This is a genomic window from Pedobacter sp. GW822-FHT03F06, assembly GCF_058801365.1.
This window is the reverse complement of sequence record NZ_JBXANE010000008.1, coordinates 39,509-53,232: the sequence shown is the minus strand read 5'-3', so window position 1 is coordinate 53,232 and position 13,724 is coordinate 39,509. Positions and strand designations below refer to the sequence as shown.

The following is a 13,724-nucleotide window of genomic DNA, read 5'->3' as shown; positions in this document are numbered from 1 at the left end:
TATAGTATCATTAGGTGAACGCTCATCTGAATGTGATCAATTTTTCCTGTAACATTTTAACCGCAAGCTTCAAATGCGTTTTTATTGAATTAACAGAAAGCCCCATTTCATTGGCTGCATCCTGATATTTTTTATTTTCCATGTAAACCAGCTTAAATGCTTTTTGGCGCTGGGCAGGAAGCTCGTTAAGGGCAAGGTTAATGGTGTTTTCGCTGCCGGTCTGTTCTGATTGTTCAATATCCTCCTCCAGGTTTATCCTTTCCGTATATTCATCCATTTTTTGCTGGGTAACTTTTCTTGTCCTTAAGGCCATTAGGCATTGATTATGCACAGCCCTGAAAAGGTAAGCTTTAAGGGAGCTGTTTACAGCGTGGTAATGTGATTTTTGCCACATGGAAATAAACAGGTTTTGGACCAGATCTTCCGCCTCCATTTCGTCTTCCAGCATCATATATGCTTTTAGCGCGAGTGGTTTGTAATATTTTTTAAATACCTGTTCGTAGGCAGTCTTTTTGCCGTTCTTGAGGTCATTCAATAATATTTGGTCAGAGATCTCCATTAATATAGATTAAAGCAGGCGATAAATATATACTTTGAAATTCAGAAAAGCAAGAAAGGTCTGGTACTAAGCATGATGCAGCTGTTTCCACTGTTTAGATTTAGGATTTAAGCCTCGCTGATATTTTATACAGCTGTAATGTGAACAAACAGTTAATAGGATAAATGTTCAGATGTATTTCAGGCTCAGTCTTTCAACAGGTGTTTATTTTTAGCTAAAATTTATCCAATTATGGTTTAATAGTAAAGAGGGAGTTAGGTTTTGGGCTTTGTAGCACGCTAATTCGGATTGTTGAACAAATTAGCTGAAAAAACAAATTTTTATACACAATAACACAGATAGTTTTACGAATAGAATAATTTTTACGCGTATAAATTGTTATGCCATCGTTGCCGGAAGTTGAAAAATTATCAAAGTCGTAAAATTTGTTAAATGTTTGTAGGCTATGTTAAGATAATATAATTTTGTCTACTAATACTATAGATTTAATATATTATGATACCCAAAACAGTTGCTTATCTCCTTAATCCGACCTCTAATACATCCTGTAATAACTTTTGTTGCTGTTGTTGATCCTCTGGTGTTAGTCTCTTCTCTAGTTTTATTTTTTTAATGACCATGTGTAAGGGAAATAATCAAACGTAAGTAGATACACTAAAGTCACAACCTCTGTATAATCTTAACATGATGTGGGAATGAAATAAAGGAGTGGCTAACCGAAAATGTTGAATGGATAAATCTAAAATCAATGATAAAATATAGTACCCAAAGGTATAGAAAGGAGCTTGCAAAAAATAGAATAGTTACTGAATACAAATAAGGGAAAATGCGTTTCCGCATTCTCCCCAGATTTCGACCATTACCGGAGATCAATTGGCGTTGCATCCGGTCAGTTCATTCAATGATCATGTCAAAATTATGAATTCTGCACGGGAATTTTTCATATTGCTGAAGCTTGTTGCAGTTTCATGATTGGCATAAAACAATATAAATTATGAAAATAAGCGGAAAGTCCTGGAAGGACTCGCATAATACACCTTTGTCAAAAATACTTTTATTGCCCTGCCTAACAGGAATTCTTCTGGTTTCCTCCGTTCTGCAGGCCAGGGCAAAAAGAAGCGGCGAAGGACAAAATATTAACCCCCACTCTCATTCAAAGGTAGCCGTTGTGGCAAATTTGATAACATATAATTTTCCAGGTAGTTCTTTGGAGATTTCAAATATCTCAGTTCTACGCTCGCAGACTGTCACAATTAAAGGAAAAGTAACAGACGAAAAGAACCTTCCCCTGCCTGGGGTAAGTGTTAGGTTAAAAGGAACTGCTCAGGTGGTATCAACAAATCCCAACGGCGAATTTCAACTGGTTACCGAACTAAATCAGCCTACTTTAGTTTTTACCTATGTAGGTTATAAAACACAGGAAGTGGTTTATAAAGGCCAACCACTCTCTATAAAACTTGATCCTGATCAAAGTAAGCTTGAAGAAGTACTTGTGGTAGGATATGGTACGCAAAGAAAAAGCGATGTATTAGGCTCAGTGGCCACTTTTAATGCAAAAGCAGTAGAAGAAAAGCCGATATCAAGAGTTGAACAGGCGCTTATCGGCCAGATGGCCGGCGTTCAGGTAAGGCAGCAAAGCGGTACACCAGGAGCTGGTTTAAGTATCCAGGTACGCGGGGCTGGCTCAATCACGGCAGGTAATGAACCCCTTTATGTATTGGATGGCTTTCCTTTGGATGTAGCCAGCCAGAATGCCTCCGGAGGTATTTCGAACAGTCCGCTCGACAACCTTAACCCTAACGATATCGAGAGTGTTCAGGTATTAAAAGATGCTGCTGCGGGAGCTATTTATGGTTCTCGTGCCGCAAATGGAGTGGTGATTATCACAACCAAAAAAGGTGTTGCGGGCAAACCAAGAATTAGTGTGAATGCCAACGCAGGTATTAGTTCGGTAGCCAGAAAGATCGATGTGCTTAGTGCTGATGAGTGGGTTGCCCAGGCAACAGAACTGGCCAACGCTGCATGGTTAGCTTCTGGTACTGGAAGAACTGCTACTCAAACCAATGCTGAAAGAGCCGCTATTTTAGGCCTTGCTCCAGGTACCATTAACACCTCTTTTATGACCGATCCGAGATGGGCACAGCCCGGACACCCCGGTCTTGATTATGTAGACTGGCAGGATGCCATCTTTACCAATGCACCTTATCAAAATTATGAGGTTTCAGCAAGCGGAGGAGCAGAAAATGTGACCTACTTTATTTCAGGTAACGTACTTAACCAAAACGGAATGTTGATTAATTCCAATTTTAAAAATTATGGTTTAAGGGCCAATGTGGAGGCCAATGCGAGTAAGAAACTTAAATTCGGTATCAACCTTGCGCCATCTTATTCTGTTAATAATGCACCTCCGGGCGAAGGTAAGGATAACCAGCTCATGAATGCTTTACAGATGGTGCCGGTAGTTGAAAGTTCGGCAGGCTTAAATTCTGGCGCTTACGGCAACAGCACCTACACCTGGGCGAGCCCAAGGCTAATCAGTCCGTATGCCTATCTCGAAACTGCAATGAACAAGGTAAAAACCTCGAGATTATTGGCTTCAATATATGCAGATTATCAAATAGTTAAAGGCCTTTCAGTAAGATCGAGCTTAAATTATGATAACGTAGACAGAAATACTTCAAAATATACATCCGATCAGGTTACCGTTGGTGCAGCATCAGCTTTATTAACGAATCCAGGTCTTTACTCAACCGGCTCTTACGCGGTAACCAAGAAACAAAACTTTCTTAACGAGAATACCCTTAACTATACCACAACAATTGCCGGTGTCCATAAGATTTCTGCCATTGCGGGGGTGTCGTACAATATAGTGCATACCGAAGGGGTAAGCCTTGCAACGGCCGGAGGTTTTGCCAACGATATCATCAAAACCCTTAGTAATGCCATTGCCAACGCTGCAGGGGTAACCACTACAGGAACTTCAACCGCAGCTAATAATACCCTGTTTTCGTACTATAGCAGGCTTCAATATGCTTTTAAAGACAGATACCTCTTATCTGGTACCATCAGAAGAGATGCGTCTTCTAAATTTGGATCCGAAAACCGCTGGGGAACCTTTCCTTCAGTATCTGCCGGATGGAAAGTTTCAGAAGAATCTTTTCTTAAGGATGTTAAAGCCATTAGTGAGTTAAAACTAAGATTAAGCTGGGGTAAATCGGGCAATAACAACATTGGCGACTATAATGCCATAAGTACCCTGGTAAATTCGAATTACGTATTTGGTGGTAATACACCAACAACGGCTACCGGGCAGGTGGTTTCGGGCCTTGCCAATAAAGCGCTGAAATGGGAAACATCCAACACCTATGATCTTGGTTTAGACCTCAGTCTTTTGGCCAACAGAATCAATTTCACCTTCGATGCCTATCATAAAAAGAATACCGATCTGTTGTTAAACCTGCCGGTACTATCTGCAAGTGGTTTCAGTACAAGTTTACAAAATATAGGTGCGGTGGTAAACAAAGGATTGGAATTCGGACTGAATACGGTAAACGTAAAAACAGCCAATTTCACCTGGACGATGAATGCCAACATTGCCTTTAACAAAAATGCCATAACCGATCTTGGTCCAACACATGCCGATATCGAAATCGCTTCTGCTTATAGCGGTAGCAATGCACCATATCTGCTGAGGGAAGGACTCCCTGCTTTCAGCTATTACATCACTAAAACCGATGGAATTTTAACAGCTGCAGATATCGCCAATCCGGCTATAGCAAAAGTATCCGGACAGAAAGTTGGCGACGCGAAATACGTTGACACCAATGGCGATGGAAAAATCAGTGCTGCCGACAGGGTAGTAGGTGGCCAGCCTTCTCCCAAATATACCTGGGGGTTGACAAACAATTTTAAATACGGGAATTTCGACCTTGGTATACAGCTGTATGGTCAGCATGGAGGTTCGATACTTTCTTATCTGGGCCGTGCAATCGACTTTTCTGGAAGTACAACCGCAAATGTTCTTGGGGTATGGAGAGACCACTGGACCGCAGCAGATCCTAATCCGGATGCGCCAAGGGGCAGGTTGGGCGCTACTTATACCTATCCAAACGTAACCTCTGATTGGGTTTACTCCAGCGATTTCTTTCGGGTGCAGAACATTACTTTGGGCTATAACCTGAAGGGATTGATTAAAACTCCCGGCATTTCTTCGGCAAGGATATTTGTTGCATTGGAAAACTATTTCTCCCATGACAAATATAAGGGGGGAGCGAATCCCGAGGCGCAGAATACGAACGTAAGTGGCGATGCAAGCTATGCAATATCAGGCGATTACGGTTCGGCACCATTAAGTAAAACAGCTTCAATTGGAATAAACATTGGTTTTTAGTAGAATAAGATGAAAACGAAAATATATTTAACCCTGTTCTCCGCAATGCTGCTGTTGGGCAGTTGCGAAAAACAATTAAATCAAACACCAGAGTCGAGTTTGGCTACAGAGAATTTTTTTACCAATAATAACGACTTTCTTCAGGCTGTAAATGGGGTGTATTCCCAGTTGAGCAATTATCCCAGCCAGGCATTGTGGCTTGGTGAAACGCGCAGCGACAACTTAAACGCGACTTCTGATGGTAACCGCGATTGGGACGGGATCAATAATTTTACCCCGAGTATTACCACCACTGGGTTTATCACTACTGCCTGGAAAGCCAATTTCAATGGCATATATAATGCGAATACGGTTCTGGCAGCATTAGAAACCAAAGGAAGCGTGCTCACTGCCGCAAATGCAACAAGGTATGCCGCCGAAATCCGTTTCTTAAGGGCATTTTATTATTTTTCCCTGGTACGGACTTTTGGCCAGGTGCCATTAATATCGACGGTAAAGAGCGCTGTGGAAGTAGCAAGCATTCCACGTAGTCCTGTAGCCGATGTTTATGCACTGATCGAATCTGATCTGCAGTATGCGGCAGCCAATTTACCCGCAACTTTTACCGGAACTGATCTTGGTAGGCCAACTTCCTATGCTGCAAAAGGTCTGTTGGGACTGGTTTATCTTACCAAATCGGGGCCTACTTATGGTATAAACGGACCTGGCCTTAACAGCAATGAATATGATAAGGCTGCGGCTTTGTTCGATGCCGTACTTACCGGGAGTCCTTACAGTTTTGCCTCCAATTATGCATCAATATTTTCTTACACCAACGAAAACAATAGTGAAGTGGTGTTCGACATACAGTTTGCTTCGAGTTTAAACGGAGCAGGTTTTCCTTCCCATTTGGTGCCTGTAGCTTATTGGACCAGTAATGGGATTTCTAACAGTTTTGGGAACGGCTATGGAGCCAGTACTTTTCCGGTATCAAAAAGTCTGGTCAATTCTTACACCACCAATACGGTAAGTGGCACCGATGTGCGATATCCTTTCAATGTAGCCACTACCTATACTGCTGGTCCTTTTATTAAAAAATATATCGATGTAGCTAAAAAGGGCTTATCGGGAAGAGATTGGCCGATTAATTTTATCGTACTGCGTTATACCGATATATTGCTCATGAAAGCCGAATGTATCCTTCATGGTGCAGCAGGTTCTCAGGCAGATGTTGATGCCAGTGTAAATAGGGTAAGGGCCAGAGCTGGAGTTGGTGCTTTATCTAACGTAACAATTCCGATTTTGATGCAGGAAAGACAAAGAGAATTTTTAGGGGAGGGACTTCGCTGGAATGACCTTGTTCGGGAAGGATTAGCAGTTTCACAGATGAATGCCTGGAGAGTGGCAGATGCGATTACGAAAATTAATGAAATTGTACCGAACTATGTTATTTATCCGGTGCCTGCAGCAGAAATTCAGACTGCACCTGGCCTTTATACTCAAAATCCGGGTTATAACTAGTATATTATGGTAAGAATAAGGTTTTAATTCAATAAAATGATCAAGAGAAGTTTAATCATCATTGGTTTTTCGTTACTGTATAATGGAGCAATATTTGCCCAGCGAAAGGCTGGGCAAAAGCCCAACATTGTTTTTATTCTGGCTGATGACCTGGGTTATGGAGATGTTGGTGTTTACGGGCAAAAACAGATTCTCACGCCAAATATTGATAAATTGGCCAATGAAGGAACGCGGTTTACCGATTTTTATGCCGGTGCTCCGGTCTGTTCACCCTCACGGGGATCCATTCTTACAGGCCTGAACACCGGGCATGCTACAATTAGGGGCAATGCAACCGAACAAGGAGGGCTTGCGGGGAAAAAAGGGAAAAATGTGGTGTACCGGGCCAATCTTAACAAGGATGATTATACTATAGGAAACCTGATGCAGGATGCCGGTTATAATACTTCGTTAGTTGGAAAATGGCATGTGGATGGGTATGATTCGCTCGCTACACCTTTACAAAGGGGCTTTGATAAATTTTCGGGATGGCTGATCAATATTCCCTCAACTTATGCAAGCACCTATTGGCCTGATCACCGTTATGTAAATGGCAAGCTCCTCACGGTAGAAGCAAATACCAATGCAAGAAAAGGCTATTATGAAACCAATATCTGTACAGATGAGGCCCTTGCTTATCTGGAAACCCAAAAAGATAACAAAAAGCCTTTCTTTTTAATGCTGAACTTTAATAATCCGCATTCACCACTGGATGTGCCAGACCAGGCCATCTATAAGAATAAAAACTGGCCTGAAGATATGAAGACCTATGCGGCTATGGTGTATTATTTAGACCAGTCGGTAGGTACAATAAAAGATTACCTGATCAAAAGTGGCCTGTCGGAGAATACAATTGTGTTTTTTGCATCAGATAATGGCCCAAGGTCGGAGCCTACCAGTCAGCTGAAAGCGGTATCCGAATTCTTTGATTCGAACGGTAAACTTAAAGGGTACAAAAGGGATATGTACGATGGAGGGATCAGGATTCCGTTTATTGCATGGGCGCCTTTTATTAAAAATGCGCCGAAAACAAGTGATGTGCCGGGGTATTTCCCTGACATTATGCCAACTTTTGGAGAGATTGCCGGTAAAACTACTGGATTCCGTACAGATGGCACTAGTATATATCCGGTTATTAAGGGTGGTAAGGTTAAAACCGACCGTTTTTTATATTGGGAATTTTTTGAATTGGGCTTTGAGCAGGGCGTGCGTTATGGTCGGTGGAAAGGGGTGAAAAGAAACCATAAACTCGAACTTTACGACATTAAAACGGATATTGGCGAAACCAATGATGTAGCTGCTGCCCATCCTGATATTGTGAAGAAAATTGAGGATTATCTTTTAACCGCCAGAACAGATTCGCCTTATTGGACGGTAAAATAGAGGCCGTTTTCTTCATTTATGCTCGATCGGGAACTAACGGTTTATAATTAAAATAGTTTAAGAGCCTGTTTAAATTTGATACAATTATTTTACTTATCTAACATTTTTGTCACCCTGAGGGGTAATTTATTGTATAAAAATCAATATAAATGACATAAGGATTTTTAGTGTATTGTAAGCTGCGAGGAATCGTCATTGCGAGAAGGCTTTTTCAGCCGACGAAGCAATCTTTATGGAAAGGATCACTAGCATGAAAGATTGCTTCGTCGTTCCTCCTCGCAATGACGACCTTTCTATGGAGGTCTGTCAATGGTAGTGGAGTCGATTGCTTTTAATATATCGAAAAACGGGTCTTCGACTACGCTCTCTACAGGAGTCCTTTGGACAGACTGACATACTAATAATTTATAATAAAATTTAAACAGGCGCTAAGTCTGAAGGTAAAATGGAACCCATTTTTCATGTTTGGCTATTGGGTTGGGGATTGATTTCTCTTAAACTCACTTGGCCTCATGCCATATTTCGATTTGAATACCGTCGAAAAATAATTTGGCGAGGAGAATCCGACCATATAGGTGATTTCTGCGATTGTATACCTTTCATTGATCAATAGAAATTTTGCTTTTTTTAGCCTTCTGTTAACGATGTAGTCCGTTACACTGCAATCCAGCAAGGCCTTTACTTTTCTGTATAGCTGCACCCTTGAAACCCCCAGGGCTTTGCTGATCTCCTCTACACTGAAGTTTTCATTGCCCAGGTTCTGCTCCACGAGACCGGAGAAATCATTTACAAATTTTTTATCCAGACTTTTTGAAATAGGCTGCCTGTTTCCAGAACTGATATCGCTTGTGTAATGAGACTTTAGCAGGAGTCTGTTTTTCATCAGGTTCCGCACAGTTGCCAGTAAATATTCATAGTTGAAAGGTTTAACGATATAGGCATCTGCCATACTCTCGAAGCCATTGATCTGCTGTTCTACACTGCCCTGTGCGGTGAGCAGGATGATGGGGATATGGGATGTACGAATGTCGGATTTGAGCTTCTCTGTAATTTTCTTCCCGGAAAGATCTGGCAGTACCACATCGCAGATGATCAGGTCTGGTACCTGCTCGTAGGCAGAAGTGATCCCGCTCTCTCCGGTATTTGCAATAAATACCTCGTATTCCTCATCAAGTTTCTCAGCCAGATAATGCAAAAGGTCTGCATTGTCTTCGATGATCAATACCGACCGTTCCTTTAATTCACGCAACAAATCATGGTTCTTTTCTCTCTTGAGATGCTCTAGTTCGCTCGTATAAATTTTCGCATTTTCATAAAGCTCTTCTCTTTCTGCCTGTTGGGTGTGTTTCTCTTCTTCGCGAAGGTGTGATGACCCAAGGGGCAGGGTGACGGTGAAGATAGTACCGTGCCATTTCCTGCTTTCTACGGTTAGGTCTCCATGTAAAAGATTCATCAGTTCCTTCGAAAGGGAAAGGCCCAATCCGGATCCTTTTCTTGCGTTCGAATCTGCCTGATAAAAATGTTCAAATATATGGAGGATTTCTTCCTGATCCATTCCTGGTCCATTGTCCTCCACTTTGATAGAGATATGAGCATCGTCTTTACTCACTGTAACGTGAACTATTCCATTGGCTGGAGTAAATTTTAGTGCGTTAGATATCAGGTTGAAAATTACCTTATCAAACATGTTCACGTCAAACCATACTGTTATATCCGATTCTTTAGTGAAGAGTCTGAGGTCTATATTCTGTTTTTTTGCAGCGAGCTGAAAGGTCTCAATGATGTCTGCAATAAAATCTATAAGATTGTTCGATGTCGATCTTATGCGCATCTTACCATATTCAATCCTTCTGTACTCAATGAGCTGGTTGATCAGGCGCAACAGGCGAAAAACATTTTTATTGATCAGCTTCAGGTTTTTTCCTGCAAGTGCATTAATTTTTTCATTATTAATCAGATCTTCCAGGGGAGAGAGTATCAAGGTAAGGGGCGTGCGGAATTCATGAGATATATTGGTGAAGAAGTTCAGTTTGGCCTCAGTCGCCTCTTTAGCCTTTTCAGACATCTCAATAAGCTTATTACGCTGGTTAAGGATTTCGAGGTTATTCGCCTCCAGGTTTTTGTTGATCTTCCTGTTTTCCAGTAGGGAGAAAAAAGCCAGTCCCCCGAAAACCACAGATAGCACCAGGGTAACCACGGTGACGTTTAATGTAAGCTGTTGGTTGTCAAATAAAGAACGTTGTTCAGCCAGGAGTGATTGCTGCCGTTCGATATCTCTCTGCTGGCTGCTAAATTTATTCCACTGCAGTTTCATGAGCTGAACATTCGATGAATCTATCACCACAGACTGAAGGATATTTTCTTTGAGGATGGATTCTTTTCCAAGAATACGGAATGCTGTGGAAATTGCCTCTTTGCCTCCCGTTGGATAAAGCAAGCTGGCATCTATCACTTTGCCATCAATCATCTGAAGGCCGCCCCCTTGTCCAGGTAGCGCATCTATTCCAATAATGGCCACCTTCCTTTTTATTCCGAGTTTATCTAACGCCTCCCTGGCTGCAGAAGCCATCTGGTCATTATGAGCAAAAATTAGGTCCGTGGTACGCAATGCCTCCTTCATTTTCAATAGCTCGTCAATAGCGTGCGATTTTAACCAATCTCCATAGATCTGATTCGAAATTCTAATATTAGCAGATTTTTGGAGCCCTTCAGCGAATCCCCTCTGGCGCTCTATTGTGGGAGAGGAACCTGGAAGTCCCATAATTTCTAAAATATTTCCTTTCCCTTTTAGCAGACCGGATACATACTGCCCGGCCATCTTGCCAATCTGATAGTTGTCTGCACCGACATAGGCGGTATAAGCCGAAGATGATGTTTTCCTATCGATAATAACCACAGGAATGCCACTATTATAAGCCTGTTCAACGATTGGAGTGAGCGGCCGTGCCTCGTTAGGAGATATAATCAACAGGTCAATATTCATTTTTAATAGTTCCCCTACCTGCGAGATTTGTTTTCTATTGCTGTTGTTTGCATCTCTATATATCAATGTGGCACCTGGATGCAACGAAAGCTCCATTTTCATCTCTTCCAGCATGGTTCTCCGCCACAGATCCGAGCCAACGCATTGTGAAAATCCTATAACGTATTTTGCTTCCTTTTTCTTGTTGCTACAGCCACAAAGAATAGCCGTTAGGATGACCATTATAAGTATCCTATAAAGGAAGTGAAGTCTTGCGGTCATATTTATCATTTTAATAAGGGCAGTGTCTGGCACCGGTTGTATCTGGTTAGGATCCTGTTTGTAACAAAATAATTTTAAAGATAATCAAATTTGAAACTTTAATGAATTAGCGCTCGGCTGCGAGTGGTAGGATGAAAGGTGCAGATGCATCAAAATCTTAATATTGATGTTTCAAAAGTGTAACTATATCAGATCAGGTAAAAATAATAAATTTTAATCATCTGTTAGTCAGTGTTTTAACTGATGTGTCAAGATTGTATTTTTTTGGAACAGATTTGTTATCCTCCCTTCCCGTTTTTGACCAATTTGCAATCCTCAACCAATAAATAAACCCTTATGAAAAAACATTCCGTCCTGGCTTGGTCCATGGTCGTAGCCCTAGGCGGCTTTCTGTTTGGATTCGATACAGCCGTTATATCAGGAGCTGAAAAATCCATTCAACAGTTTTGGAACCTTTCAGCATTTGCACATGGACTTACCATATCTATTGCACTTATCGGTACAGTAATCGGCTCTCTGGTAGGATCCCGCCCATCTGATTATTTCGGAAGAAAAAATACACTTTATTTCGTAGCCGCAGCATACTTACTTTCTTCACTGGGTACCGCACTGGCAGATAATTGGTATATCTTTTTAGCATTCCGCTTTTTGGGTGGTTTAGGTGTGGGAATCTCTTCTGTTACTGCACCCATTTATATTTCAGAGGTGTCTCCGGCACATAGAAGGGGTCGGCTTGTAGGGCTTTTTCAGTTCAATGTTGTACTGGGAATATTGATATCTTATCTTTCAAACTATTTGCTAAGCCAGGGAGGAGAGGCATCCTGGAGATGGATGCTTGGTGTTCAGGCATTTCCATCTATAATATTCCTTGTGCTAATCTACTTTATTCCTGAAAGTCCAAGATGGCTTATACTTAAACGTGGTGCATACGATAAAGCGTTGGAAATCCTACGCATCATAAATCCACTAAACTGCGATGAAGAACTTGCCGCCATCAAGAAGTCAGGCCAGGATATGCTGAAAGACAAATCTTCGGATGGACTTTTTTCAGGAAAGTACAACAGGCCTATTGTCCTGGCCGTGCTGTTTGCCTTCTTCAATCAGGTATCTGGTATAAATGCCATTATCTATTACGCACCAAGAATTTTTGAAATGGCAGGGCTTGGTGCGCATTCTTCACTTTTATCAACTGTTGGTATCGGAATGGTCAATTTTATATTTACGCTGCTTGCGATCAATATTATAGATAAAGTTGGGAGAAAAACACTGATGCTGATCGGCTCTTTCGGACTGATCATTTCTCTTGGACTTGTTGCAATCGCATTTCTGGGTGGTTCATCCAACGGGTTTGAGATCCCGATTTACGTAATGCTCTTCATTGCTTTTTTTGCTTTTTCGCAGGGGGCAGTTATCTGGGTATTTATTTCAGAGATTTTCCCAAATCAGGTCAGGGCAAAAGGGCAAACACTCGGCAGTTCTACCCATTGGGTAATGGCAGCACTGATTGCATTCTGTTTTCCCTATCTGGCAGAGTCGTTTGGAGGTGCAAACATATTTTTCTTTTTCTGTGCCATGATGGTATTGCAGCTGGTATTCGTTTGGAAGATGATGCCTGAGACAAAGGGGAAATCTCTGGAGCAGATAGAGACTGGAATTGTAATGCACTAAATAAAAAAGAAAGACAAGAATATGATCACACCTGCTATATGCTTTGGCGAAATATTATGGGATGTGCTGCCTGATGGGCGCATGCCAGGTGGTGCACCGCTAAATGTGGCCTATCACCTCAATAAGCTTGGACTGTCCAGTAGTATCATCAGTAAAATCGGAGATGATGAAAACGGAGTAAAACTGGAACGTTTGCTTGACGGTTGGCAAATTAACAAAAGCCTCCTTCAGCGCGATACAGTCCACCCTACCAGTGAAGTGATCGCCCGCGTGGGCAGCAGAAATGAGGTTTCCTATGAAATCGTGTTTCCCGTGGCATGGGATTTTATAGATCACCAGTCCACGATCGATAGCGCACTGCAATCATCCACATATTTTGTATACGGAAGCCTGGCCTCCAGAAATACGCTTTCCAGAGAAACGCTGTTCAAATTCCTGGAAAGCGATGCAATAAAGGTATTTGATATCAATCTCCGTCCTCCTTTCTTTGATAAGAGCCTTTTGGCAAATCTGATGGAACGGGCAGATATCATAAAATTTAACGAGTCGGAGCTACACATGGCCCAGATCCTTTTCGGGGGAAGGTTCATAAATGAGAGGGAGCAGGTCCGTTTTATACAGGAACGCTTCAGTGTTCCAGAGGTAATCGTAACTAAAGGAGAATTTGGGGCTTCCTATTATAGAATGGATCAATCCTACCACGCCTGGGGATCTGAGGTAAAGGTTAACGATACCATTGGGAGTGGAGATTCATTTCTTGCAGCCTTCATTGCCAATCACCAATTGGGACTGGCACCAAAAAACATTATAAAAAATGCGATCGGAATGGGCGCTTTTATCGCCACCAAAAAGGGTGGCTGTCCGGAATATGAGATTGAAGAATACAAAAAGTTTATTGACGAAATATTTTAACTGAACATTAATACTAACCAAATCTGAAT

At 41.7% G+C, this 13,724-nt stretch carries 7 protein-coding genes; 5 read left to right on the top strand and 2 right to left on the bottom strand.

The window, feature by feature from the left end:
- Window positions 1-22 precede the first annotated feature (22 nt).
- A complete protein-coding gene (locus tag AC1RJ8_RS14965) occupies window positions 23-559 on the bottom strand; it encodes an RNA polymerase sigma factor (RefSeq protein WP_492954712.1) in 537 nt (178 codons plus the stop codon).
- 994 nt (window positions 560-1,553) lie between these two features.
- On the opposite strand from AC1RJ8_RS14965, the gene AC1RJ8_RS14960 reads away from it, so the two are divergent.
- Genes AC1RJ8_RS14960 through AC1RJ8_RS14950 form a run of 3 tightly spaced genes read left to right on the top strand, consistent with a single transcriptional unit; the run spans window position 1,554 to window position 7,871 of the window.
- The gene (locus AC1RJ8_RS14960) at window positions 1,554-4,949 is read left to right on the top strand and encodes a SusC/RagA family TonB-linked outer membrane protein (protein ID WP_492954713.1); all 3,396 of its coding nucleotides are present in this window, start codon (window positions 1,554-1,556) and stop codon (window positions 4,947-4,949) included.
- 9 nt (window positions 4,950-4,958) lie between these two features.
- Entirely contained in the window at window positions 4,959-6,449 is a 1,491-nt protein-coding gene (locus tag AC1RJ8_RS14955; protein ID WP_492954714.1) for a RagB/SusD family nutrient uptake outer membrane protein, read from the top strand.
- Between the two features lie 36 nt (window positions 6,450-6,485).
- The gene (locus AC1RJ8_RS14950; protein WP_492954715.1) at window positions 6,486-7,871 is read left to right on the top strand and encodes an arylsulfatase; all 1,386 of its coding nucleotides are present in this window, start codon (window positions 6,486-6,488) and stop codon (window positions 7,869-7,871) included.
- Window positions 7,872-8,340: 469 nt separating this feature from the next.
- On the opposite strand, the gene AC1RJ8_RS14945 is transcribed toward AC1RJ8_RS14950, so the two are convergent.
- The gene (locus AC1RJ8_RS14945) at window positions 8,341-11,115 is read right to left on the bottom strand and encodes a substrate-binding domain-containing protein (RefSeq protein ID WP_492954716.1); all 2,775 of its coding nucleotides are present in this window, start codon (window positions 11,113-11,115) and stop codon (window positions 8,341-8,343) included.
- A 336-nt stretch (window positions 11,116-11,451) separates the two neighbouring features.
- Here AC1RJ8_RS14945 and AC1RJ8_RS14940 point away from each other — a divergent pair, with 336 nt between their 5' ends.
- Window positions 11,452-12,783, top strand: a complete 1,332-nt coding sequence (locus AC1RJ8_RS14940) for a sugar porter family MFS transporter (RefSeq protein WP_492954717.1) — start codon at window positions 11,452-11,454, stop codon at window positions 12,781-12,783.
- A gap of 21 nt (window positions 12,784-12,804) precedes the next feature.
- Window positions 12,805-13,695 (top strand): carbohydrate kinase family protein, encoded by an 891-nt coding sequence (locus AC1RJ8_RS14935; RefSeq protein ID WP_492954718.1) that lies wholly within the window; start codon window positions 12,805-12,807, stop codon window positions 13,693-13,695.
- Window positions 13,696-13,724 lie beyond the last annotated feature (29 nt).

Bases quoted from the DNA above. Each gene is read 5' to 3' on its own strand.
- AC1RJ8_RS14955 (WP_492954714.1), top strand. From the start codon at position 4,959: ATGAAAACGAAAATATATTTAACCCTGTTCTCCGCAATGCTGCTGTTG.
- AC1RJ8_RS14965 (WP_492954712.1), bottom strand. From the start codon at position 559: ATGGAGATCTCTGACCAAATATTATTGAATGACCTCAAGAACGGCAAA.
- AC1RJ8_RS14950 (WP_492954715.1), top strand. From the start codon at position 6,486: ATGATCAAGAGAAGTTTAATCATCATTGGTTTTTCGTTACTGTATAAT.
- AC1RJ8_RS14945 (WP_492954716.1), bottom strand. From the start codon at position 11,115: ATGACCGCAAGACTTCACTTCCTTTATAGGATACTTATAATGGTCATC.
- AC1RJ8_RS14960 (WP_492954713.1), top strand. From the start codon at position 1,554: ATGAAAATAAGCGGAAAGTCCTGGAAGGACTCGCATAATACACCTTTG.
- AC1RJ8_RS14935 (WP_492954718.1), top strand. From the start codon at position 12,805: ATGATCACACCTGCTATATGCTTTGGCGAAATATTATGGGATGTGCTG.
- AC1RJ8_RS14940 (WP_492954717.1), top strand. From the start codon at position 11,452: ATGAAAAAACATTCCGTCCTGGCTTGGTCCATGGTCGTAGCCCTAGGC.